Origin of the sequence: Paraburkholderia sediminicola (assembly GCF_046026895.1) — a bacterium.
GTDB classification, from domain to species: Bacteria; Pseudomonadota; Gammaproteobacteria; order Burkholderiales; family Burkholderiaceae; genus Paraburkholderia; species Paraburkholderia sediminicola_C.
In genome coordinates this window covers 59,156-82,145 of sequence record NZ_JAQQEU010000023.1, presented here as the reverse complement: position 1 = coordinate 82,145, position 22,990 = coordinate 59,156, and the positions used below count along the sequence as shown (strand labels likewise).

General features: G+C 63.0%; 18 protein-coding genes and 3 pseudogenes. 15 read left to right on the top strand and 6 right to left on the bottom strand.

Going from position 1 to position 22,990, the window contains the following annotated elements; genetic code table 11:
• Window positions 1-274: 274 nt before the first annotated feature.
• Both PQR02_RS18135 and PQR02_RS18130 read left to right on the top strand, forming a co-directional pair.
• The gene (locus PQR02_RS18135) at window positions 275-1,201 is read left to right on the top strand and encodes an ABC transporter ATP-binding protein (RefSeq protein WP_408233593.1); all 927 of its coding nucleotides are present in this window, start codon (window positions 275-277) and stop codon (window positions 1,199-1,201) included.
• On the top strand, window positions 1,198-1,959 hold the full coding sequence (locus tag PQR02_RS18130; protein ID WP_149672637.1) for an ABC transporter permease: 762 nt from the start codon (window positions 1,198-1,200) through the stop codon (window positions 1,957-1,959). The genes PQR02_RS18135 and PQR02_RS18130 overlap by 4 nt, the downstream gene beginning before the upstream one ends.
• A 184-nt stretch (window positions 1,960-2,143) precedes the next feature.
• Here the strand turns inward: PQR02_RS18130 and PQR02_RS18125 are convergent.
• Window positions 2,144-2,849, bottom strand: a pseudogene (locus tag PQR02_RS18125) (helix-turn-helix transcriptional regulator).
• A 172-nt stretch (window positions 2,850-3,021) separates the two neighbouring features.
• Here PQR02_RS18125 and PQR02_RS18120 point away from each other — a divergent pair.
• From PQR02_RS18120 to PQR02_RS18105, 4 genes are all read left to right on the top strand, one after another.
• Window positions 3,022-3,942 (top strand): helix-turn-helix domain-containing protein, encoded by a 921-nt coding sequence (locus PQR02_RS18120; RefSeq protein ID WP_408233681.1) that lies wholly within the window; start codon window positions 3,022-3,024, stop codon window positions 3,940-3,942.
• A gap of 453 nt (window positions 3,943-4,395) precedes the next feature.
• Complete coding sequence (locus PQR02_RS18115) at window positions 4,396-4,821, top strand: DUF3830 family protein (RefSeq protein ID WP_408233589.1); 426 nt, start codon at window positions 4,396-4,398, stop codon at window positions 4,819-4,821.
• 189 nt (window positions 4,822-5,010) lie between these two features.
• Window positions 5,011-6,231, top strand: coding sequence for a sensor histidine kinase (locus tag PQR02_RS18110; RefSeq protein ID WP_408233586.1), 1,221 nt, complete (start codon window positions 5,011-5,013; stop codon window positions 6,229-6,231).
• A 448-nt stretch (window positions 6,232-6,679) separates the two neighbouring features.
• On the top strand, window positions 6,680-9,976 hold the full coding sequence (locus PQR02_RS18105; RefSeq protein ID WP_408233583.1) for a YadA-like family protein: 3,297 nt from the start codon (window positions 6,680-6,682) through the stop codon (window positions 9,974-9,976).
• 137 nt (window positions 9,977-10,113) lie between these two features.
• Here the strand turns inward: PQR02_RS18105 and PQR02_RS18100 are convergent, their stop codons facing one another.
• The 3 genes and pseudogenes from PQR02_RS18100 to PQR02_RS18090 form a co-directional block, all read right to left on the bottom strand.
• Window positions 10,114-10,248 carry an MFS transporter small subunit gene (locus tag PQR02_RS18100; RefSeq protein ID WP_408233580.1) on the bottom strand — a complete coding sequence of 45 codons (135 nt, stop codon included), beginning with the start codon at window positions 10,246-10,248 and terminating at the stop codon, window positions 10,114-10,116.
• A gap of 10 nt (window positions 10,249-10,258) precedes the next feature.
• Complete coding sequence (locus tag PQR02_RS18095; RefSeq protein ID WP_408233577.1) at window positions 10,259-11,662, bottom strand: L-lactate MFS transporter; 1,404 nt, start codon at window positions 11,660-11,662, stop codon at window positions 10,259-10,261.
• 315 nt (window positions 11,663-11,977) lie between these two features.
• Window positions 11,978-12,241, bottom strand: a pseudogene (locus PQR02_RS18090) (shikimate transporter); the annotation flags it as partial.
• Between the two features lie 169 nt (window positions 12,242-12,410).
• On the opposite strand from PQR02_RS18090, the gene PQR02_RS18085 reads away from it, so the two are divergent.
• The 6 genes and pseudogenes from PQR02_RS18085 (at window position 12,411) to PQR02_RS18060 (ending at window position 17,227) form a co-directional block, all read left to right on the top strand.
• Window positions 12,411-12,614, top strand: coding sequence for a hypothetical protein (locus PQR02_RS18085; RefSeq protein WP_408233678.1), 204 nt, complete (start codon window positions 12,411-12,413; stop codon window positions 12,612-12,614).
• Window positions 12,592-13,311, top strand: coding sequence for a GntR family transcriptional regulator (locus tag PQR02_RS18080; RefSeq protein ID WP_408233574.1), 720 nt, complete (start codon window positions 12,592-12,594; stop codon window positions 13,309-13,311). The genes PQR02_RS18085 and PQR02_RS18080 overlap by 23 nt, the downstream gene beginning before the upstream one ends.
• Before the next feature lie 499 nt (window positions 13,312-13,810).
• Window positions 13,811-14,065, top strand: a pseudogene (locus PQR02_RS18075) (thiamine pyrophosphate-dependent enzyme); the annotation flags it as partial.
• Between the two features lie 24 nt (window positions 14,066-14,089).
• Window positions 14,090-15,337 (top strand): formyl-CoA transferase, encoded by a 1,248-nt coding sequence (gene frc, locus PQR02_RS18070; RefSeq protein WP_408233571.1) that lies wholly within the window; start codon window positions 14,090-14,092, stop codon window positions 15,335-15,337.
• Window positions 15,338-15,406: 69 nt separating this feature from the next.
• Window positions 15,407-16,231 carry a fumarylacetoacetate hydrolase family protein gene (locus PQR02_RS18065; protein WP_408233568.1) on the top strand — a complete coding sequence of 275 codons (825 nt, stop codon included), beginning with the start codon at window positions 15,407-15,409 and terminating at the stop codon, window positions 16,229-16,231.
• Window positions 16,232-16,291: 60 nt separating this feature from the next.
• Window positions 16,292-17,227, top strand: a complete 936-nt coding sequence (locus PQR02_RS18060; RefSeq protein ID WP_408233565.1) for an NAD(P)(+) transhydrogenase (Re/Si-specific) subunit beta — start codon at window positions 16,292-16,294, stop codon at window positions 17,225-17,227.
• A 77-nt stretch (window positions 17,228-17,304) separates the two neighbouring features.
• On the opposite strand, the gene PQR02_RS18055 is transcribed toward PQR02_RS18060, so the two are convergent.
• Entirely contained in the window at window positions 17,305-17,613 is a 309-nt protein-coding gene (locus PQR02_RS18055) for an HAD family hydrolase (protein WP_408233562.1), read from the bottom strand.
• A gap of 96 nt (window positions 17,614-17,709) precedes the next feature.
• Window positions 17,710-18,657, bottom strand: a complete 948-nt coding sequence (locus PQR02_RS18050; protein WP_408233559.1) for a LysR family transcriptional regulator — start codon at window positions 18,655-18,657, stop codon at window positions 17,710-17,712.
• A gap of 396 nt (window positions 18,658-19,053) precedes the next feature.
• On the opposite strand from PQR02_RS18050, the gene oxlT reads away from it, so the two are divergent.
• The 3 genes from oxlT to PQR02_RS18035 all read left to right on the top strand — a co-directional run bounded on the left by oxlT (window position 19,054) and on the right by PQR02_RS18035 (window position 22,912).
• Window positions 19,054-20,400: an oxalate/formate MFS antiporter gene (gene oxlT / locus PQR02_RS18045; protein WP_408233556.1), complete on the top strand. Its 1,347-nt coding sequence runs from the start codon at window positions 19,054-19,056 to the stop codon at window positions 20,398-20,400.
• A 30-nt stretch (window positions 20,401-20,430) separates the two neighbouring features.
• Entirely contained in the window at window positions 20,431-21,378 is a 948-nt protein-coding gene (locus PQR02_RS18040; protein WP_408233553.1) for a LysR family transcriptional regulator, read from the top strand.
• Window positions 21,379-21,460: 82 nt separating this feature from the next.
• A complete protein-coding gene (locus PQR02_RS18035) occupies window positions 21,461-22,912 on the top strand; it encodes an aldehyde dehydrogenase family protein (RefSeq protein ID WP_408233550.1) in 1,452 nt (483 codons plus the stop codon).
• Window positions 22,913-22,990 lie beyond the last annotated feature (78 nt).

The window sequence follows — 22,990 nt, the reverse complement described above, 5'->3', positions numbered from 1 at the left end:
CGCCACTCGCCGACGTGTCACCGCAGCGTGCGCGCGGGGTCCGCGTTCATCGCCGCATTGCTACGGAAACCGAACTATTTTGCATTGCAGCGAATGGCGGCAGGCCGCTCCATTCGTCGCGCCGTGCGGATGCTGCGCCCGGCTTTCGGCGGTCCGCGCCGCGCCGGCGCCTTGCGCGCTGCACGGTTTCGCACTTTCCATTACATTGCGGGGGCGGTCGCGCGTTCGCGCCGCTCCCTCCAATCGGATAATGGTGCCTGCCATCGTCGAATCCATGCAGCCAATCGTCTCGGTCACGAACCTGTCGAAAACCTATGCCAGCGGTTTTCATGCGCTCAAAAATATCAACCTGGCTATCAACCGTGGAGAAATCTTCGCCTTGCTCGGCCCGAACGGCGCGGGCAAGACCACCCTGATCAGCATCATCTGCGGCATCGTCAATGCCAGCGCGGGCAGCGTCACCGTGGACGGCCGCGACATCGCCGCCGACTATCGCGGCGCGCGCTCGCTGATCGGCCTCGTGCCGCAGGAGCTGACCACCGATTCCTTCGAAACCGTCTGGGCGACCGTGTCGTTCAGCCGCGGGCTGTTCGGCAAGCCGAAAAACCCGGCCTACATCGAGAAGGTGTTGCGCGACCTGTCGTTGTGGGAAAAGCGCGACAGCAAGATCATCACACTGTCGGGCGGCATGAAGCGCCGCGTGCTGATCGCCAAGGCGCTGTCGCATGAACCGCGCGTGCTGTTCCTCGACGAGCCGACCGCGGGTGTCGACGTCGAGTTGCGTCGTGACATGTGGAAACTGGTGCGCTCGCTTGCCGAAAGCGGCGTGACGATCATCCTCACCACGCACTACATCGACGAAGCCGAGGAGATGGCCGACCGCATCGGCGTGATCAGCGGCGGCGAGATCATGCTCGTCGAAGAGAAGACGGAGCTGATGCGCAAGCTCGGCACGAAGCAGCTGACGCTGCAACTGGACAGCCCGCTCACGCAGGTGCCGGCGTCGCTGGCCGGCTACGCGCTGGCCGTCGCGAAGGACGGCAACGAGCTGATCTACACGTACGAAGGCGACGGCGGCCGCACCGACATCATCGCGCTGCTCAAGGCGCTCGACGACGCCGGCATCCGCTTCAAGGACCTGCATACCACGCAGAGTTCGCTCGAAGACATCTTCGTCAGTCTGCTCCGAGGTGACCAATGAATATCCACGCCATGCGCGCGATCTACAAGTTCGAGATGGCGCGCACCTGGCGCACGCTGATGCAAAGCATCATCGCGCCGGTGATTTCGACTTCGCTTTACTTCGTCGTGTTCGGCTCGGCGATCGGCTCGCGCATCAAGGAAGTGGACGGCATCAGTTATGGCGCGTTCATCGTGCCGGGGTTGATCATGCTGTCGTTGCTATCGCAAAGCATCTCGAACGCGTCGTTCGGGATTTACTTTCCGCGCTTCACCGGCACGATCTACGAGCTGTTGTCGGCGCCGGTGTCGTACCTGGAGATCGTGGTGAGCTATGTGGGCGCGGCGGCCACCAAGTCGATCCTGCTCGGGCTCATCATTCTCGCGACCGCCGGACTGTTCGTGCCGTTGCAGGTCCAGCACCCGTTCTGGATGGTGCTGTTTCTGCTGCTGACGGCGGTGACGTTCAGCCTGCTCGGGTTCATCATCGGCATCTGGGCGGATAACTTCGAGAAGCTGCAACTCGTGCCGCTCCTGATTGTCACGCCGCTGACCTTTCTCGGCGGCAGTTTCTATTCGGTCAACATGCTGCCGCCCTTCTGGCGCGTCGTGACGCTGTTCAATCCGATCGTCTATCTGGTGAGCGGCTTTCGCTGGAGTTTCTTCGGCCTCGCCGACGTGAACGTCGGCTTGAGTCTCGGCATGACCGCGTTGTTTCTCGCGGTGTTTCTGCTGATCGTCGGCTGGATCTTCAGGACCGGCTACCGGCTCAAGAGCTGAGGGCGTGTGATGCGTGGTGCGTCGCGCGGAATTGGCGGCGCTTCGGAACGCGGCATGCGAAACTGGCGGACGCCTGTCCGTTGATCTGAGTCTGATTGAGCGAAGCGCGTGCGATGTCGTCGAACTGTTGCGCGAGAGCAAGCCCGCACGACGTGACGGCGCCCGCCGTCACGTCGTCCATCAACTACGACACATACGCATGCGCGACGTTGATCAATTGCACGCGATTGCGCAGCTTGAACAACTGCCGCAAACGGCGCAGGTGATAGTCGACGTTATGCGGCGACAGCCCGAGGAGTACGCGATTTCCTTGTCCCGCTGACCCTGCACGACCGCCTTCCGCACCGCGTGCTGCAACTCGCTCAACGCGACGCGCTGCTGCGGCGCGGGCGCGATGCCGATCACGCTTTTCGCGTGCGTCCAGATGAACTCGTGGATCGTGTGCGCGAACATCAACTTCTCGGCGACGATCGATTCGGTCATCCAGCGCGGGTGGCCGATCTCCGAGCTGAAGCACAGGCTCGCGCTCAACTCCGGCTCGGGCAGCGGCATCCGCGTGAGAATCCCGCTTTTGCGGCCGGTCGCCTCCAACTGCCGAAACGCCCCAGCGGACTGATGACCGGCGCGGAGCGCCGCGCGACGGGCAACGGCGTGCCGATCTCTTCCTCGGTGAAGAGGGTGAGAAAGCCAGTGGGCGCGGCACCGGTTGCGGTGCGGGTCGATGCTCTCGATACTTCGGCCGCGTGGGCCGATTTCACGGGTTGCCGCGTGCCGGCCGGGTAGGCCGGTTGTGCGGACCCCGCGGGGTTGCATGCTGCCGACGCGTGCCCGGCTTCGCCTTGCGGCGAGCCGGTCAGCCAATGCGGCAGCGTATCGCATTCGTGTTCCATGAAACGGTAGCTCCGGCGTTCGAAACGCGTGAAGGACGACAACCTGAATGATTGGCTATTTCCGGAAATTACGGTAGCCGGTTCCTTGCTATCATTTTCGCGATCTTGCGCTGACCGCGAACCGGCAACGCGGGTATGGCGGGTTTTCTCCTTGCATACGCATCGCCTGGGAATGGACGTGATGGCACGAATTCCGAAGCTGACAACGACGCTCGCCTACGACCGCTACATGGCGGGCCAACGGCTCGTGTCGAGCGTGGACCGTGCGTGGCGGCACCTCGTGCTGCGCTCTTATCTCGAACCAGCCGAGCAGGAACTGCTGGAGGCGCCCGGCTTGCAGGACCTCACGCTGATGACGCTCGCGAGCGGCGCCGAACATCTCGAACGCAATCTGCACGGGCGCTGGGAAAGCGCCGATCTGCGCGTGGGCGACCTGTGGTTCGTGCCGCCCGCGCCGATCTCGTGGCGCTGGCCTTCGATCAGCGACGAGCCGCTGTCGACCGTGCATTTGCACCTCGAGCGCAGCCTGATCGACAGCGTCGCCGCGCAGATGGAACTCGGCGGCACGCGCGAACTGTCGCTCGGCGACGCAATGCAGTTTCACGATCCGCTGATCGCCGCGATGCTCGGCGCGTTGCATCGCGCGGCCGGCGATCCTGCCGATTCGCGTTTGTACGTCGATGCGCCGGTGCACGCGCTCGCCGCGCATCTGCTGCAGCATTATTCGCACGGGCGCGAGGCGTCCGGCCGGCTGCTTGCACCGCCCAAACAGCTGATGCCGCGCCGCATTCGCCGCGTGACCGACTATATCCGCGCCAACCTTGCCGCCGATCTGACGATCGACGAACTGGCCGGGCACGCCGGATTAAGCAGTTTTCATTTTGCGCGGGTGTTTCGCCGCGAGACTGGCGAGCCGCCGCATCGGTTCGTCACGCGCTTGCGGCTGGAGGAAGCGGCGAGGCTGCTGCGCGCCACCGATCAGACCGTGCTGCACATTGCGATTGCGGTTGGTTTCGAAAGTGCCAGTCATTTCTCCGTGCAGTTCAAGCGTGGCTGTGGCGTGACGGCGCTCGCCTACCGGCTGCGCGGCTGACGCGCGGTGGATCGCGCAAGTGCTGTTGAGGCCGCCATTGGCGATCGGAGTGGCGGCAGTGGCCGGATGCATGCCGCGTTTGCCGTGCTCGCAGGGTTTGCCGCTTTGCACTGCTTTGTGCTGCTTCGATCGTCCGGCGGTGTTGCCCGGGCCGCCATGCCGCCTTCTGATGGGCATCACGCACTTTGCGAAGTGTGCTGCGCATTGCGCGGCTTGCAAACTACGAACTTTCGTGGCGGCTATCCGGCACGACCTGGCATGGCTATAGCGCACGGGTCTTTGCGGCGCTCTCGTGGAGTGCGGCCGGCCGCGCTCCAAGTGGCCTGAGCGCATCGAAAGCAACTGTATCTGTTCGAAGCCTTGCGCCGGACGACAGAATGATGCCCGCACGGCCTTGGCCCAGCGCGCGTCTGACCGACCTTTCCATTCACCCGACACACTGGATATCTTGCGATGACCCGACTTCGAATCACCTCCTGCGGCCATGTCTTCACTGCCGAAACCCATCCCGACGCGCCGCACACCGTGGCCGCCTTCCTGACGCTCTTGCCGTACCGCCAGAAGATCATCCATGTGCGCTGGAGCGGCGAAGGCTGCTGGGTGCCGCTCGGCGACTTCAAACTGGAAAACGACGGCGTGGCGGTCGGCTTCGAGAATCACACGAGCCACCCGTCGGTCGGCGACATTCTGTTCTACCCGGGCGGCTACAGCGAGACCGAGATCATTCTTGCGTACGGCTCCTGCTGCTTCGCGAGCAAGATGGGGCAGCTGGCGGGCAACCATTTCCTGACCATCGTCGAAGGCCGCGACAAGCTGCGCGAGCTCGGCACCAAGGTGCTGTGGGAAGGCGCGCAGGACGTGCTGTTCGAGAAGCTCTGAGCGGCGCGCGCCGCGCGCGTCCCAAACCCCTGGTTAATTTCCGGCTAGCAAAATCGCGCATACTGGAGGCGCAGGCGCGGCGTGTGAAGCGTCCGCGATCGGTCTCCCGGCGCGGTTTGCAGCGATGCGGTCGCGTTGCGTATGGAGCGGCACACTCTTTTCGCCGCGCTGCGGCGTCAGGTCTCCTACATGACGGACTCGCACGTCTCTCCGCTGAGCGCTTTCGCAGCACAGTTGCGTTCGCAGCAGGTCGATTTGATCGAGCGCTGGATGAAGGCCGTCTTTCACGACGCAGAACTGACCGAATCCGACCGGCTCACCTACGAGCAACTGGCCGATCACATCCCGAACATTCTCGACGAAATTTGCGCAGCGCTGAAGCGGCAGGACCTCGATTCCTTGGAGAGCGCGATGGAGCGCGACGCGCGGCTGCACGGCAAATTGCGCTGGAAGCAGGGTTACCGGATCGACGAACTGGTGCGCGAACTCGATCTGTTTCGCCAGACGCTGAGCGGCGCGATCGTCGAATTCAGCGAAGCCCGGCCGTATTTCACGCGACGCCACGAGGAGCGGGCGCGGCATTTCATCGACGAGGCCGCCGGGCTCGTCACGCTCACGTCGATCCGCGAGGTCGTCACCGAACGCGATCGCAAGATCGACGACTACACCGGACGTCTCGAACGCGCCAATCATGAACTGACGCTCAAGCAACGGCTGGTGGCCGAACTCTACGAATCGCGGATGCAGATCACGCGCAGTGTCGTGCACGATCTGCGCAACTTCCTCAATGTGTTTTCGATGGCGCTGCAACTGATCAGCCGCGCGCCGTCCAAGGTCGAGACGGGGCTCGCGCTGGCGAGGCGCCAGGCCACCGATATGAAGACGCTGGTCGACGAACTGGTCGAATACTCGGTCGTGCTCGGCGACAGCAGTCCGCTCACGCTGGAGCGTTTCGCGCTGCGCGAACTGTTCGACGAACTGGTGATTTCGTGCGAGGCCCCCATCGAAGCGAAAGGGCTGCGCCTTGAGACGGCGTTCGACAGCGCGCTCGACGAAGTCGTGTCCAACCGGCTGAAGCTCAAGCAGGTGGCGCTGAACCTGCTGACCAACGCGGCGAAATATACGCGGGCGGGCCGCATCGAACTGGCGATGACCGCGCTGCAGAACGATTGCTGGCGGTTGCGCGTATCGGATACCGGCGCGGGTATCGGCGAGTCCGACCGGGAGCGCGTGTTCAAGGAGTTCGAGCGCGCCACTCACGAAGATATTCCCGGCGCGGGCTTGGGGCTCGCGATCGTCACGGAGTTGTGCCGGGTGCTCGAAGGCGAAATCCGTTTCGATTCGCAGGAAGGCGAGGGGACGGTGTTCGAGATTACGTTTCCGATGCGCCTCGCGGCGGCGGGCTCGTGAGGCGGGCGTCGACGCCACGAGGCGGCGTGTAAAACCAGCGGATGTCTGGTGGCCCGCGGCTCGCGTAAGCCGGGCTGATTCGTTTTGTTCTCCCTGTCACCTCTCTTTGCGGATCGTGGGCTTTGCCGGCGTCCCGTCTTTCGCGCGCTAAGAATCTGAAGAGAGCTTAAAACGGCCTTGGAAACATGGGCTGGCATAAGACGATTCCTGCGACATCGCCGTAGCCTCCGCAACGCACTATGCCGTTTAGCCTATTAGAGCTTGCCTATAGCTCTTTTAGGAGTTTTCGTATTTCCCTTTTTGCTCCAGTTGAAGACACTGTCCACATCGCTTTTGTCGGCCAAGTCGAAGCGCGTTGTGCTCCTAAGTTTCAGCCTGCTGGTGCTAAACATTTAGGAAGCCATAAGAAAAAACTTGGCGAGAGTATTTCGAGAAAGACTTTGGAGGGATGTTGAACAAGACCTATAAAACCGTATGGAACACCACGACCCGCACCTATGCCGCCGCCTCCGAACTGGCCGGGCGTCGTGGCGGGACAGGCGCGACGGCGTGCCGGGCGCTGCTGGCCGCCAGTGCCGGTCTGTTGAGCGTGTTGGCGTTTTCACAGGCAGCCCGTGCCGACGATTGCACGTCCCAGGCGCAGAACTGTCTCGACGTCGTGCCGGAGCTGACCGCGCAAACGGCAGGCATGTCGACGGCCACCGCCAATGATGCGGCGAGGGACGCCGCCGTCGCTAACGCAAGCGTCTTCGCAGGGACGCCGGAAGGTGCCGCCGCGCAGCCGGTCGCGATGCTCGCGGCTGCCGGTACGCCGCCGGTGACCGACTATATCGCGGTCAGCCCCAACGTCGTGCAAGGCACCAGCACCAGCGCGTCAACCGATATGAACGCGATGGCGATCGGCCCTGCGGCAACCGCCGCGAATATCAATGCGCTCGCCATCGGCGCCGCGTCGGGCGCGGCCAGCAATGGTTCAACGGCGATCGGCGCCGCGGCGGGCGCGATGTCAGCCTACTCGACGGCCGTCGGTGCGGCGGCCACGGTCGGTGTCATGGCGGATAACTCGGTCTCGATCGGCTACAACTCCCGCTCCATCGGACTCGATAGCGCGGCGATCGGCGCGTTTGCCTACGCTGGAGCGGCTGGCGGGTTGGCGATCGGCTATAACGCGTTCATCGCCAGCGGCGGTGTGAATGGCTTGGCGTTGGGCTCGAATGCCACGGCCAGCGCGGCGGGGTCGGTGGCGCTAGGCGGCGATTCGGTCGCGGATCGCGCGAACGTAGTGTCGTTGGGCAACAGCACGCAGAGCCGGCAGATCGCCTATGTCGCCGCCGGCACGCAAGCCACCGACGCGGCCAACGTCGGCCAGCTCGCCGGAGTGGCCGCCGCACTCGGCGGCGGCGCGTCGATCGACTCGAACGGCGCGGTGGTCGCGCCGTCCTATACCGTTGGCGGCACGACATACAACGACGTCGGCGCGGCGCTGGCCGCGGCCGCGTCGGAGGGCGTGCGCGCGAGCGGCGACGCGTTGCGCTACGACAGCGCGCAGCACGACGTCGCGACGCTCGGCAACCCGGGCGCGCCGGTCAAGCTCCGCAACGTCGCCGACGGCACGGTGAGCGCCGGCAGTTCCGAGGCTGTGACCGGCTCGCAGCTGTATGGCATCGATCAGGCGGTTACGCAAAATTCGACGTCGATTACCGACATCACGAACAACATCAGCCAAATCATCAACGGCACGCTGGGTCTCGTTCAGCAAGACCCGGTCTCGCGCGATCTGCGGGTCGCGAACAGCACGGACGGCACGCATGTCGACTTCACCGGCACGGCGGGGCCGCGTGAGCTGCTCGGCGTCGCGGCCGGCACGGCGGCGGGCTCGGCGGTCAATCTGGGGCAACTCAGTCCGGTCGTCGAGTCGCTCGGCGGCGGCGCCGCGATCAATCCGGACGGCACGTTGCACAAGCCTGTCTACAACATCGGCGGCGCCACCTATACCGACGTGGGCGCGGCCCTCGCGGCAGCCGTGACGACCAGTGTTCAGGCCGGCACCGATGCGCTCCAGTACGACTCGCCAGCGCATGACAAGGTCTCGCTGGGCAACGTGGCGGCGCCGGTCCAGGTCACCAACGTGCGCGACGCCAATCTCAGCGCCGGCAGTTCCGACGCGGTCAACGGCGCGCAGCTGTTCAGCACCAATCAGGCGGTCGCGCAGAACACCAGCAGCATCACGAATCTCGACCAGCGTGTCACCGACAACACCTCGGCGATCACCAACCTCGACTCGCGCACTTCGATCGTGGAAGGAGACGTGACCCACATCGCGAACCAGATCACGAACGGCGAGATCGGCCTCGTCCAGCAGGATCAGACGTCGCGCGATCTCAGCGTCGCCAAAGATTCGGATGGCGCGCGCGTCGATTTCACCGGCACCACCGGCTCGCGCGAACTCACGGGGATCGCCGCGGGCACGACAGACGCCTCCGCGGTCAATCTCGGCCAGCTCAAACCGATGGTGGCCGCTTTGGGCGGCGGCGCGCAGATCAACGCGGACGGCTCGGTGACGCCTCCTACGTATCACGTGCAAGGCGGCACACAAGGCACCGTCGGCGATGCGCTCGGCTCGCTTGACAGCGGTCTCTCCGCGTTGCAGCAGAATATGGAGACCGGCGGCATCGGCGTGGTCACGCAAGATCCGGTATCGCGGACGATCAACATCGGCGCGGCGACGGAGGGCACGCTGATCAACGTGGCCGGCACGGCGGGCAATCGGGTCGTGACCGGCGTGTCCCAGGGCGCGGTCAGTCCGTCCAGCAGCGACGCGGTCAACGGCTCGCAACTGTATGCGCAAGCGGCGAGCACGGCGGTGGCGCTGGGCGGCGGTGCGACCGTCAATCCGGACGGCACGGTGACGGCGCCGTCCTATAACATGGGCGGCACGGTCGTGAACAACGTAGGCGGGGCGCTCACCAACCTGGATGGCCGTGTCACGCAGAACACCACCGATATCTCGGGTTTGCAAACCACCATCGGCAACCTCAATGGCGCGGTCGCGAATGCGGTGCAGTACGATACCTCGGCCCATGACAGGATCACGCTCGGCGGCACGGCGGCGAATGCGCCGAAGGTCCAGCTGACCAATCTGAAGGACGGCGAACTATCGCCCACCAGCACCGACGCCGTGACCGGCGCGCAACTCTATAGCACCAACCAGCAGATCAGCAACCTCGGTCAGGCCGTCAACAACGTTCAAACCACCGGCGACGCGTATGTGTCCGTCAAGAGCACCGGCAATGCGGCGCAGGCGATCGGCAACGGCTCCGTTGCGATCGGCGGCGGCGCCACAGCGTCGGCGCCGAATTCGGTGGCGCTCGGCGAGGGCTCGGTAGCCGACCAGACCGGCACCGTATCGGTGGGCTCGGCGGGCAACGAGCGGCGCGTCACCCATGTCGCCGCAGGCCAGGCGCCCACCGACGCCGTGAACATGCAGCAATTCCAGGGCGGCCTCAGCGAGATCGCGCGCAACGCCTACTCGGGCACCGCGTCGGCTATCGCGCTGACCATGGTCCCGGAGGTCGATGCGACGAAGAACCTCGCGCTCGGTGTCGCGACCGCCGGGTACAAGGGCTATCAGGCGGTGGCAGTCGCCTTGTCCGCGCGCGTCACGCAGAATCTGAAGGTGAAAGTGGGCGCGGGCATCAGCTCGGCTACGACGACGGTCGGCGCCGGCGCGGCGTATCAGTGGTAGCGCAGGGGGAGGTGCGATGCGCGTGGGCGGCGCGAAGAGGGCGTAAGGGGGAGGGCATGGGCGGCATGGGCGGCGGCGCGTAGCGTACGCGCCGCCAGCACCCCGTCGTCGGAACGCGCGAGGTGCAACGCCGGCCTTTATTTGAACAGCTTCATCGCTTGCGAGATCGTATTGACCACGCCCCATGCCAGCGGAATCGTCACGTACAGCCAGAAGATAGCAAGCTTCGCCTTGCTGGACCCAGGCGCGGTTTGAATCTGAGCGGTCGACATGCGGATCTCCTTAGGCGCCTTTGGCGAGTTGTGCATCGGTCATGTGGTGCTTGTCGTCCACACGCTTGACCAGCAGGTTGCAGACAAAGCCGATCACCAGCAGCACCGCCATGATGTGAACGGTCATCGTGTAGGCATCCGCTTTGGCGACGCCGTTCGCCACTTCATACGCGCGAATGTAGTTCACCAGCACCGGCCCGGCGACGCCGGCGGCGGCCCACGCTGTCAGCAGGCGGCCGTGAATGCCGCCGACGAATGCCGTGCCGAACATGTCCGCGAGATAAGCGGGCACGGTGGCGAAGCCGCCGCCGTACATCGACAGGATCAAGCAATAGGCGAGCACGAACAGCGCGATCTGGCCGGACGTCGCGAAACTCGGCACCAGGTAGTACAGCACCGCGCCGAGCACGAAGAACACCGAGTACGTGTTCTTGCGGCCGATCCAGTCCGAAGCCGAAGCCCACACAAAACGGCCGCCCATGTTGAACAACGACAGCAGACCGACGAAGCCGGCCGCCGCCGCTGCCGTCACCGTGTTCGCGAAGCTCTCCTGAATCATCACCGACGCCTGGCCGAGAATGCCGATGCCGGCCGTCACGTTGAGAAACAGGACCAGCCAGATCAGATAGAACTGCGGCGTCTTCAACGCCTGATCGATATGCACGTGGTTACGCGAAATCATCTTCTTCTGGGTGGTCGCGGCGGGCGTCCAGCCGGCCGGCTTCCAGTCGGCGGCCGGCACGCGGATCGCGAGCGCGCCGATCGTCATCGAGATGAAGTACGCGATGCCAAGTACGACGAAGGTCTCGGCCACGCCGACGCTGGTCGCGCTGCGGAAGTGGTTCATCAGCGCCACCGACAACGGCGCGGCGATCATCGCGCCGCCGCCGAAACCCATGATCGCCATGCCGGTCGCCATGCCGCGGCGGTCCGGAAACCAGCGGATCAGCGTCGACACCGGCGACACATACCCCAAGCCGAGCCCGATCCCGCCGATCACGCCGTAGCCGAGATAGAGCAGCGCGATCTGATGCAGGTGCACGCCGAGCGCCGAGACCAGGAAGCCGCCGCCGAAGCAGCATGCGGCGGTAAACATCGTGCGGCGCGGGCCGACGTGTTCGAGCCATTTGCCCGCAAACGCGGCCGATAAACCGAGGAACACGATCGCCAGCGAAAAGATCCAGCCGAGCGCGGTCAGTGACCAGTCATCGGCGGCGGATTGCGTGATGCCGATCACCTTGGTCAGCGGGCCGTTGAACACGGAGAAGGCATACGCCTGGCCGATACATAGATGGACGGCAAGGGCTGCGGGCGGGACCATCCAGCGCGAAAAACCCGGCTTCGCAACGGTGGCGTGCTTCGAAAAGAATGGGACGGAGCCCGGCTTGTCGCCCGGCTCGGTGATGCTGCTCATGGTCGGTCTCCGTTGAAGAATTCTTTGTTATCGGCGTTTCGTACTCGATGCTTGAGGCGCTGCGGTGTAAAACTTGCGGACCGGCGCCTTTTCTATATGCATCTGTTCTTCATGTGACACAGGCAAATTCGCCCGGAATTTTGCTTTGACGAACGATAGGTCGCGCACATCGCATTTGCAATATGAAGCTCCAAAACATAAGGCATTGTCCTGGCGAAAGGCTCCCATACCCGTCCCCGGTCGGCAGCGCGCGCGAGCACCGAACGAACCTGAGGCGCAAAGACAGAACGGGCCGGCCGTGACCACATGCCCACCGCCGATGATGTACACGCGGCGGCGTCCGGAGCGGTCCCAAAGCAGAGAAAAGCACTGAATCGTTATGCAACTCGGCGCCCCACCCAGCAGGCCGATCGCGAGGGAAAATTCGCGCGGCATGTGCAGGTGGGTTCGGCGCGAACGCCGTCACGATATCCGCCGTGAACAACTCGGCGAGGCGCAGGGCGATGATCAGCAGGAACGCTTTCGGATGTCGCAGCAGCGCGCTTCGACGATCGGCAGGCGCACGCCGGCCGCCGCGTGCTAACGTGACAACTGCGATGACAAATGTGGTGACAGATTCACGTAACCAAAAAACAACATTTATTGATATACTACATACCGAATATTGATAAATGCGGCATTGCAGCATATGATTGAGTCATTCGTTCACTCAATCGTTCGGAGTTACAAAGTGGAATTTGCGTCTCTCATGTTTTTCGGTATTGCTGTTGTGGGTTTGGGTGCTGCGGGCACCGTCTTGTTGACCGAGTGGATTCCGCAGCGGGTCGCGCAGCTCGCATCGCGACACGGCCGTTTCGTCGGCTTGGGCGAGGAGCGCGGCGCAGCGGCGCCTGCGCCGTATCGCACGCATGTTCGAGCAGAGGCGATGAATGTCGTCAGAACTTCAAACTGAAACGGTGGCCACTCCGCTCACCTTGTCGTTACAGCCGATCGGCGCGAGCGCAAGCTTGCGCGATCAGGCGTATGCCATGCTGCGGCAGGCGATCGCCGACGCGGACATATACCGGAATCGCGAAGAAGTCCGTCTCGACGAGCGCGTGCTGAGCGAATCGCTCGGCGTGAGCCGCACGCCGGTGCGCGAGGCGATGACCCTGCTGGAACAGGAAGGCTTTCTGCGCATGGTGCCGCGGCGCGGCATCTACATCGTGCGCAAGAGCAAGCGGGAAATCGTCGAGATGATCCAGATGTGGGCGGCGCTCGAAAGTATGGCGGCGCGTCTCGCCACGCTGCATGCCAGCGACGAGGAAATCGCCCGCCTGCGCCACATGTTCGACAATTTCCGCGACGCCACGCCGGCCGAACACATCGCCGAGTATTCGGATGCGAACATCGCGTTTCATCAGGCAATCGTCGAGTTGTCGAAGTCGCAGATCATTCTCGACACGATCAAGAACATCTTCATCCACGTGCGGGCCATCCGGCGCATGACCATTTCGCAGAGCGACCGTGCGTCGCGTTCGATCGTCGATCATGTGCGGATCATCGAGGCGCTGGAGCAGCGCGATACCGAACTGGCCGAGCGGCTGGTGCGTCAGCATTCGCTGGATCTCGCGGCGTTCGTCGAGGCGAATTGCGATTTTCTGGACTGATGGCTGGGTGAGTCTGCGACTGAAGTGGCGGACCGGAAGAAAGGCCCGCGGTGTGAAAACACCGCGGGCCTTTTTGTTTGCGCGGCCCCTCGCGAGGCCTGTTCAGGGCTGAGGGATAAACCTCGCTTGACGACGATAAAAATATGGTATGTGATATATCAACAGCGACGCAGATGCAACGCGAGTCGGTGTTTTCCCTTGGCGGGGCTTGAAGGCCAACGGATTTTTCGCCGCAAAGCCATGACTGACAAGGAATAGCGCCCCACAATCCTGAAGCGGACGTCCTTGAAATTGGGCTTGCTTGAATGTGATATATCACATACGGTATGTAGCACGGCCAGCAAGACGTCGGTGACGACAGGCGCATGTCGAAGCGGATGCGTCCGTCGATGACCATTGCACAACCGAGTGACAGGAGCCAACCATGTCCGCAGTTGTTTCATCCCTGAGTCGGAAACCAGGCAGCACGACAGCCGAGGACACGCTCAGGCAGAAGACCCGCTACGGCCAGCTCGCCAAATACGGCGCAGAGCGTGTCAACGTCGGCAATCTGCTGAGCGATGTGCCGTTCAGCAAGTTCGGCGAAATGCTCGGCGGCCACGGCGAGGAAGTGCGCGATCCGGCGCAGATTGCCGGCGCGTTGCAGCGCGCTCGCGAAGCAATTCATCGTACCGGCCGCTCGGCGGTGGTCAACATCTGGGTCGACCCGCGCGAGTACGCGCCGGGCACGAAGAACCAGACAATGTACAGGTAAATCGCAGCCTTCAGGAGACACGACATGAGCAAAGCACTCGACGGTGTGCGCATTCTCGATTTCACGCACGTGCAATCGGGACCGACCTGTACGCAATTGCTGGCATGGTTCGGCGCGGATGTAATCAAGGTGGAGCGGGCCGGCGCCGGCGACATCACGCGCGAGCAGTTGCGCGATATTCCGGACGTGGACAGCCTGTACTTCACGATGCTCAATCACAACAAGCGTTCGGTCACGATCGATACGAAAAACCCGGAAGGCAAGCAGGTGCTCGAAGCGTTGATCCAGAAATGCGACGTGCTGGTGGAGAACTTCGCGCCGGGCGCGCTGGATCGCATGGGGTTCACCTGGGAGCGCATTCAGGAACTGAATCCATGCATGATCGTGGCGTCGGTGAAGGGCTTCGGTCCCGGGCCTTATGAGGACTGCAAAGTCTACGAGAACGTCGCGCAATGCGCGGGCGGCGCGGCTTCGACGACCGGCTTCGACGACGGCCCCCCGGTCGTGACCGGTGCGCAGATCGGCGACAGCGGCACGGGCTTGCATCTGGCGCTCGGCATCGTCACGGCGCTGTATCAGCGCACGCATACCGGTCGCGGCCAGCGCGTGCTCGCGGCAATGCAGGACGGCGTGCTCAATCTGTGCCGCGTGAAACTGCGCGACCAGCAGCGGCTCGATCGGACCGGCGTGATGAAAGAGTATCCGCAATATCCGAACGGGACGTTCGGTGAAGCGGTACCGCGTGCGGGCAATGCATCTGGCGGTGGCCAGCCGGGCTGGATTCTGAAGTGCAAGGGCTGGGAAACCGACCCGAACGCGTATATCTACTTCATCACGCAGGCGCCGGTATGGGCGAAGATCTGCAACGTGATCGGCAAGGAAGAGTGGGCCACGGACCCCGACTACGCGACGGCACCCGCGCGCCTGCCGCGTCTGAAGGAGATATTCGCCGAGATCGAGCGCTGGACGATGACCAAGACCAAGTTCGAGGCCATGCAGATCCTCAACAAGCACGACATTCCCTGCGGGCCGATCCTGTCGATGAAGGAAATCGCCGCGGAGCCTTCGCTGCGCAAAACCGGCACGATTGTCGAAGTGGATCACCCGACGCGCGGCAAGTATCTGACAGTTGGCAATCCCATCAAACTGTCCGACAGTCCGACGGAGGTCTTGCGCTCGCCGTTGCTCGGCGAGCATACGGATGAAGTGATGGCTGAACTCGGTTATTCGCCTGAGCAGATCAGCGCGTTGCGCACGGCCGGCGCGATCTAGTCGCGCGCAAGCGGTGGTCAACGTCCGAAGTCAACGAAAGATCGTGCGCAAGTGCGCAGGGAGCGATGGATGGATACGTGGATGCGGTTCATGTCGAACGACGGTGGCATCGTGTTCGGCCGGGTCGAAGGCGGCTATCTGCACGAATACGAGGGTCTCGAACGGCCCGTGCCGACTGGCGCGGTGCTGTCGTCGCGCGCGCTGACGCCGCTGGCGCCTTGCGCGCCCGGCAAGATCGTCGCGCTGTGGAACAACTATCACGCGTTGGCGGCGAAGCTCGACAAACCCGTCCCCGCGCATCCACTCTTCCTGCTCAAGCCGGCGGGCTCGGTAATCGGTTCGGGCGAGCCGATCCAGCGACCGCCCAGTTACGCGGGCAAGATCGTTTATGAAGGCGAACTCGGCATCGTGATCGGCCGGCGCTGCCGCAATGCGAGTCTCGACGAGGCGGCCGATGCGATTTTCGGCTACACGCTAGTCAACGATGTGACCGCCGCCGATCTGCTGAATGAGAATCCGCACTTTCCGCAATGGTGTCGCGCGAAAGGATTCGATACGTTCTGCTGTATCGGGCCCGCGATCGTCTCGGGTTTCGACTGGCGGCCAGCGCGTCTCGTGACGATGCTCGACGGCGTCGAACGGCAGAACTATCCGCTCGCCGACATGGTGTTTTCACCGGCTGAGCAGGTGAGCATGATCTCGCAGGATCTCACGCTGGAACCCGGCGATGTGATTGCGTGCGGGACGTCGGTGGGCGTCGGATCGATCAGGGATGGAGCGACGGTGTCGATCACGATCGACGGAATCGGCACGCTCAGCAATACGTTGAGCGTCGCCGGACGCACCGGCACCGGCGCGCAGTCCGGGCCGATCGCAACGGCGGGAGTTGTCTGAGGGCGCAGAAGAATGCGGCTCGTGGGCCGCGTCCTTGCATCGCAATCCAAAGGAGCACGCATGCTGCAAACGTCTGACAGTACCGCGTGGATGAGCGTGTTTTTGACGCTGGCAGCGGCTCTTGCTACCGCGTTGGTGTCTGTGTTGACGGTTGCGCTTGCCGCGGTCGGGCAACGGCTGCTGTACCGCGGATCGACTCATCGACCGTATTGGCACGGGGGTGCGTTGGCCGCCGTGCTCGCAGGATTGCTGGCGGCGGGAACGGGGGCGAGCGACGCGGTGATCGAGGCGTCGGTGGCGGGCGCCGTGTTCGGCGCATGGCTCGTGCGCGGCTGTGATCTGACGCGGCGGCCAGGTCTTATTATGCTGCTGGGCAGCGGCATGGGCCTCGCCGTTATGTCGGGCGGGATAGTGCGCTATCTGTCGGCGGCAACGGGGCGCGCGAATGCCGAGCGAATCGAACTCTATGGCGCGGTATTCATTGGTGCGCTGATCTTCGCCACTTGCGCGATTGCGTTATGCAAACTACGCGGTGCGCTGCAATTGAATCCGGTGACGCGTCCGGGCCACCGCATCGTCAATCTACTCGCGATGTTGCTGTGCGCATGGCTCGGCTACAGCTTCGTGACCGAGCAGGCGCAGCCGTTCGGACTCGCCGCGCTGCTTGCAATGAGCGCGCTGGCATGTTCGCTGGGCGTGCACTTGATGATCAGCCGCGAGTATTCAGCAGCCGGCGATGTGAGCGAAGTGAGCCACGCGTTGCACGTGCATGCGTTTGCCGCACGATGCGGTGGCCTCGCGCTGGACAGGCGAGGACTGCTCGCACAGATCGAGTGGCATGGCGGAGAGGAACCGGCATGGACACTACGCGAGACAGGCACGCTGCGCGCGTCGGCGTATCGGTACCGTCGAGGGGGGCATGACGGCGCGAGCGTGACCCGGCGTCAACGCATGCGCGCCTCGCATCGCCCGACTCATTTCGTCGCGCGCCGCTGAATATGAATAAGCCCAACTATCGAACGGCAAGCGTGAAGCGCAGCGGGACTGACGTGATCGTCAGCCCGCCGACGTTTTCAGTCCGCCGCCGCCGCGAACTCGCTGTAGTACTGATCTTTCTTATGCAAGATAAGTTGCGCGAGAAAGTCGGCATCGTATGCGCGGTGAAGATGGCCGTGATACCGCTCGATGAATGCCGTGATGCGGGCCACTTCGCCACTGAATTCCTTCAGCATGTCGAGTGTCGCGCGGTCCCAGCGAAAGCGCAGGCCGAGGTCACTGAACGCGGCGTTGTAGGCGCTCAGATGAGCGTCGTCGGGGTGGTCGGCGGAAAGACGGGCGGTGCCCGTGCTGGCGGTGCGGGATTCAACCGGAGCGTGGTTCATGATCGGCCTCCTGGGCTGCCAAGTGAGAGAACTCGCTTGCAGCATAGAAGTCCAGAACGATTTGCAATAGTTAAAGTTTTATTGGATTTTCATAACCTACTGCTTATACACGCTCAATTCCTTGACGCGCGTGATCTTCTCGATCAAATCCGCGCCTTCTTCCATCAGGAAGCGTTTGAACGCGACCGCGACCGGTGGCAGTCGTTTGTTCTTGCGGTGCACGACGTACCAGTTGAGCATCACCGGGAAGCTCTCGACATCGAGCACGACCAGGTGCCCCAGCTGCAATTCGAGGCTGATGGTGTGCGCGGAGAGAAATGCGATACCCATGCCGGCGATCACGGCCTGCTTGATCGTCTCGGTGCTTTTGATTTCCATCGCGATCTTCAGGTTGGAGAGACGGCCGGCAAAGCCTTCTTCCATCGAGTTCCACGTATCCGAGCCGCGCTCACGCACGATGAACGCCTCGTTTGCCAATTGACTGAACCTGATGTTGCGCTTGTGGGCAAGCGGATGCGAGGGTGCCGCCACGATCACGTAGGGATGCGGCGCGAACGGCTCGTTGGTCGCGTCGGTTTCGTGCGGGGGGCGCACCATGACCGCGAGATCGGTCTGATTGGTCGCGAGTTGATGCAGCAGTTCCTCGCGATTGTGCACGGCGAGATTGAGCTCGACGCCCGAATATCGGCGCGTAAATTCAGCCAGCAGCCGCGGAAAAAAGTAATCACCGGCACTGATTACCGCGACATTCAGCTTGCCGCCGGAGACGCCCTTGAGCTGACTCATCGCTTCGTCGACTTCGTGGAACTGCTGAATGATCGCGCGGCTGTAGTGGAGCATCTCGGTCCCGGCCGCCGTCAGATAGATCTTTTTGCCCAATTGTTCGAAGAGCGGCAGGCCGGCATGTTCTTCGAGTTGCCGGACCTGGGTGGAGACGGCGGGTTGCGTCAGATGCAATTCCTCTGCGGCGCGCGAGAAGCTCAGGTGTCGCGCCACCGTTTCGAAGACCTTCAATTGCCGCAGAGTCGCATTGCGCATTGTCATCGCCGATATATAAGCAAATGTGAATCGACATAATAACAAACTTTAATTATTAGTAATTCAGCAATCACCCTAGCATGGCTCTGTATAAGAAAGCGAAATTGCCGGCGAAGTATTCGGGTTAACGCTCAGACGCCAGGCGGGGCGGACGAAACAGCCCAGCAAGCTTGTATGTCAATGCATTAATTGTCGGAATAATCGGCTTGCGGAAATCGTGATGCTTTGAGCTTGATGTTTTTTAAAGAAAGTCGAAAAACAAACAATTAAATCTTCCCGAATAGCAAGGCTTTTCGGGTTTAAACCATAAGGTGGGACACCTATAGCGCGGCGTGTCCCCTGAAGGAAACTTCCTTCGGGACGTTGACCCGCCGCACTAAATACATAGTGGAGACAAGGCTCATGGACAATATCACCCAGCAGACTCCGACTCGAATGTTTTGGAGCGGTCGTTGGTGGCAGCTCGTTATCGGCATAGTGTGCATGGCGTTCGTGGCCAATCTGCAATACGCGTGGACGTTGTTCGTGGGACCGATGAACGCCAGGCATCACTGGGGCGAAGCATCGATCCAGCTTGCCTTCACTATCTTCATCCTGACTGAAACGTGGCTCGTGCCGTTCGAGGGCTGGCTGGTCGACCGGTTCGGGCCTCGGCCCGTGGTTGCGGCGGGCGCGGTATGCGCGGGCTTGTCGTGGGTGATGAATTCGTACGCGACGTCATTGGGCGTGCTGTATGCGTCGGCGGTCATCGGCGGGATTGGCGCGGGCGGGGTCTACGGCACGTGTGTCGGCAATGCGCTCAAGTGGTTTCCCGATCGACGCGGTCTCGCCGCGGGTCTGACGGCCGCGGGCTTCGGCGCGGGCGCGGCGATCACGGTGATTCCGATTGCCAACATGATTACGCGCTCGGGCTACGAGCATGCGTTCTTCTTCTTCGGCATCCTGCAAGGCGTCAGCATTCTGTTGCTCGCGTTGCTTCTGGTGAGGCCGGCGCTGCGCCAGAAAGCGATCCGCCCGAGCAAATTCGCGGTGTCGAAGGCCGACTTCACGTCGCGCCAGATGATCAAAACACCGGTGTTCTGGGTGATCTACGTGTCGTTCGTGGCAGTCGCGGCGGGCGGTTTGATGGCGACGGCGCAAATCGGTCCGATCGCGAGAGACTGGGGCCTCGCCCGCATTCCGATGTCGTTCCTCGGCATGACCTTGCCGCTGCTCACCGTCACGCTTTCGATCGATAACATCTTCAACGGCTTGACGCGTCCGTTGTGCGGTTTCGTCTCCGACAAGATCGGCCGTGAAAACACGATGTTCCTGATCTTCATCGGCGAGGGCCTCGCGTTGCTCGGCTTGATGCGGTTCGGCAGCAATCCGTACGCGTTCATGACGTTCGCCGCGCTGATCTTCCTCTTTTGGGGCGAGATCTTCTCGATCTTCCCGGCGATCTGCGCCGATACCTTCGGCAGCAAATATGCAACGGCGAATGCGGGCACGTTGTACACCGCGAAAGGCACGGCGGCCTTGCTCGTGCCGGTCGCATCGGTGCTCGCCGCAGCGGGCGGCTGGAGTCTCGTCTTTATCGTTTCCGCCGTGATCACGATCGCCGCGGGCATCTCGGCGAAGTTCGTGCTCGCGCCGATGCGCGCGCGCTGGATCGAATCGGCCAACGAGCCGCTAGGCGTGCTGGCAGGCGCGGGCAACAACGGCAAGGCTTCACGCCTGAGCCACTGGCCCGAGCAGACCGGAGAATGACGTGAGTGGCTCGCGCCCGCCAGTCTCGTCATGAATGTATCGTTGCAGCAGCTCAAGGTGTTTGTCGCCGTCGCGCGTGAGCGGAGTTTCACGCGCGCGGCGCGCGAGTTCGATCTGACGCAGTCGGCAGTAAGCCGCTGCGTGCGCGAACTTGAAGACGCCGTTGAGTTGAAACTGTTCGACCGCACCACACGCCAGGTTGAACTGACGAATGCGGGCGCAAGTCTGGAGCGAAGAATTGGCCGCTTGCTCGACGAAATCGAATTGACTTTGCTCGCAGAGCGCACGGCTTACGACGGTCATACCGGCGTCGTGGTGCTGGCGAGCAATTCGGTGTTGTCGTCGGGCTGGGTTGCGCAGGCGCTTGCGCGTTGCGCGTCGGCGTTTCCGGAGTTGGTCGTGTCCGTCAGGGATCAGTCGCAAAGCGCCGTGCTCGCGAGTGTGGAACAGGGCGAGGTGGACTTCGGCGTGATTTCGCTGGGCGAACCGTTCGACCACGATTTGCTGCACGCGCAAGTGGTCTTCACGACGCCGCTGCACGCGGTGATCACACCCACGCATCCGCTGGCCCGGTACGACAGCATTGCATGGCGCGCGTTGCGCGAGTGGGGGCTCATCACGCTGAATGCTGACACGGGTGTTCGCGCGGCGCTCGAACTTGCGTTCAACGCGCATGAATTGAAGCGGCGGCCGTTGCAGGAACTTGGCCATGTCGCCGCAGTGTCACGAATGGTCGAGTTGGGCCTTGGCGTCGGCGTATTGCCGGTCGATGCGCATTGGCCGTCGCCGGGTGCAGCGCTAGTGAGCCGGCCGCTGGTTCCGGAAGTGAGCGTCGCCACGTTGCTGGTGCATCGCCGGAATCGTTCCCTTCGACCTAATGCTGCCGCGGCCTGGGCGCAGTTCGCCGCGCCGTCCCCTTCACAAGCCGTCTCGCGCACGTCCGTTGCGCAAAGCCGCACCGTCTTGCACGAGCCTTAGGGTCGGCCTCGATTGCTGGCGCTTCTGTTCAGTCGCCTTCGCCGGCAGTCCGCCACGTAACATCCACGCAAGGAGCTTCATGATGGAAACCGCAACCGACCTCAGACACCATGATCTGCTGATCGACGGCAAGCGCTTGCCGCCAGGCACCGGCGAGTATTCCTTCGATATCAACCCCGCCACCGAAGAGCCGATCGCGCTGGTGGCCCAAGGCAGCGCCGCCGACGTGGATACGGCAGTGCAGGCGGCACGCGCCGCGCTGAAGGTGTGGAACTCGATCCGCGCGGCCGAGCGCGGCCGCATTCTGGCGCGGCTCGCCGGCCTGATGCGCGACAATCTCGACGAACTCGCCGCACTCGAAAGTCTCGACGCCGGCAAGCCAATTGCCGCGGTGATGCGCCAGGACCTCCCAGCCGCGATAGATACACTCGAATACTACGCAGGCTGGTGCGACAAGATCAACGGCCAGGTGGTGCCGGCGCGCCCCGATGCATTGACGTACACCGTGCGCGAGCCGGTGGGCGTGGTCGCCGCTATCGTTCCGTGGAATTTCCCGCTGATGATCGGCATGTGGAAGATCGCGCCGGCGCTCGCGTGCGGCTGCACGCTGATCGTCAAGCCCGCCGAAATTACACCGCTTACCGCGTTGCGCATCGGCGAGCTGGCGCTCGAAGCGGGCGTACCTCCCGGAGTACTGAATATCGTCACCGGCAAGGGACGTGTGGTCGGCGATGCGCTAGTGGCTCACCCGGGCGTCGACAAAGTGACGTTCACGGGCTCGCCGTCGGTCGGGCGCGGCATTTTGCAAGGCGCCGCCGTCAACTTCAAACGCGTCACGCTGGAGCTCGGCGGCAAGTCGGCGAACCTGATCTTCCCGGATGCCAATCTCGACAACGCGGTGCGCGCCGCGGCCTCGGGCATTTTCTTCAATACCGGCCAGGTGTGTTCGGCAGGTTCGCGCATCCTCGCGCATCGCGACGTGTACGACGAAGTGGTCGAACGCCTCGCCGCGCGCGCGAAGTCGATCAAGATCGGCGATCCGTCGGCGCGTGAAACGTCGATGGGCCCACTCATCTCCGCCGCGCAAATGAAGACCGTGCTCGGCTATGTCGAAGCGGGAAGAGCCGAAGGTGCATCGCTCGTGACCGGCGGTTCCCGGATCGGCGAGCGCGGCTTCTTCGTCGAGCCGACGGTGTTCGCCAACGTCGAACACGAAATGCGCATTTCGCAGGAAGAGATTTTCGGTCCGGTTGCCAGCGTGATTCGCTTCGACGACGAAGCCGATGCGCTAAGGATTGCCAACGGTACGTTGTATGGCCTCGCGGCCGGGGTGTGGAGCGCGGACATCGGACGGGTCCACAGGGTGGCGCGGGACCTGAAGGCGGGAACTGTGTGGATCAATACCTACGGCTATACCGACGTGCGTCTGCCGTGGGGCGGGGCCGGCGACTCGGGCTTCGGTCGCGAGCATGGCGATGTCGCGATTGAAAACTTCACCGAGCCGAAGGCGGTGTGGCTGGCGATCGATCAATAGCGCCGGTAGCGGAGTCAACAGAAAAAGGATCGAACGCGTACGGCGTTCGATCCTTTTCCATTGCGGCGCATGCCGCGA

Excerpts from the sequence above, each read along its gene's own strand:
- PQR02_RS18135 (WP_408233593.1), top strand. The coding sequence starts at position 275 with ATGCAGCCAATCGTCTCGGTCACGAACCTGTCGAAAACCTATGCCAGC.
- PQR02_RS18130 (WP_149672637.1), top strand. The coding sequence starts at position 1,198 with ATGAATATCCACGCCATGCGCGCGATCTACAAGTTCGAGATGGCGCGC.
- PQR02_RS18120 (WP_408233681.1), top strand. The coding sequence starts at position 3,022 with ATGGACGTGATGGCACGAATTCCGAAGCTGACAACGACGCTCGCCTAC.
- PQR02_RS18115 (WP_408233589.1), top strand. The coding sequence starts at position 4,396 with ATGACCCGACTTCGAATCACCTCCTGCGGCCATGTCTTCACTGCCGAA.
- PQR02_RS18110 (WP_408233586.1), top strand. The coding sequence starts at position 5,011 with ATGACGGACTCGCACGTCTCTCCGCTGAGCGCTTTCGCAGCACAGTTG.
- PQR02_RS18105 (WP_408233583.1), top strand. The coding sequence starts at position 6,680 with ATGTTGAACAAGACCTATAAAACCGTATGGAACACCACGACCCGCACC.
- PQR02_RS18100 (WP_408233580.1), bottom strand. The coding sequence starts at position 10,248 with ATGTCGACCGCTCAGATTCAAACCGCGCCTGGGTCCAGCAAGGCGAAG.
- PQR02_RS18095 (WP_408233577.1), bottom strand. The coding sequence starts at position 11,662 with ATGAGCAGCATCACCGAGCCGGGCGACAAGCCGGGCTCCGTCCCATTC.
- PQR02_RS18085 (WP_408233678.1), top strand. The coding sequence starts at position 12,411 with ATGTTTTTCGGTATTGCTGTTGTGGGTTTGGGTGCTGCGGGCACCGTC.
- PQR02_RS18080 (WP_408233574.1), top strand. The coding sequence starts at position 12,592 with ATGTCGTCAGAACTTCAAACTGAAACGGTGGCCACTCCGCTCACCTTG.
- frc (WP_408233571.1), top strand. The coding sequence starts at position 14,090 with ATGAGCAAAGCACTCGACGGTGTGCGCATTCTCGATTTCACGCACGTG.
- PQR02_RS18065 (WP_408233568.1), top strand. The coding sequence starts at position 15,407 with ATGGATACGTGGATGCGGTTCATGTCGAACGACGGTGGCATCGTGTTC.
- PQR02_RS18060 (WP_408233565.1), top strand. The coding sequence starts at position 16,292 with ATGCTGCAAACGTCTGACAGTACCGCGTGGATGAGCGTGTTTTTGACG.
- PQR02_RS18055 (WP_408233562.1), bottom strand. The coding sequence starts at position 17,613 with ATGAACCACGCTCCGGTTGAATCCCGCACCGCCAGCACGGGCACCGCC.
- PQR02_RS18050 (WP_408233559.1), bottom strand. The coding sequence starts at position 18,657 with ATGACAATGCGCAATGCGACTCTGCGGCAATTGAAGGTCTTCGAAACG.
- oxlT (WP_408233556.1), top strand. The coding sequence starts at position 19,054 with ATGGACAATATCACCCAGCAGACTCCGACTCGAATGTTTTGGAGCGGT.
- PQR02_RS18040 (WP_408233553.1), top strand. The coding sequence starts at position 20,431 with ATGAATGTATCGTTGCAGCAGCTCAAGGTGTTTGTCGCCGTCGCGCGT.
- PQR02_RS18035 (WP_408233550.1), top strand. The coding sequence starts at position 21,461 with ATGGAAACCGCAACCGACCTCAGACACCATGATCTGCTGATCGACGGC.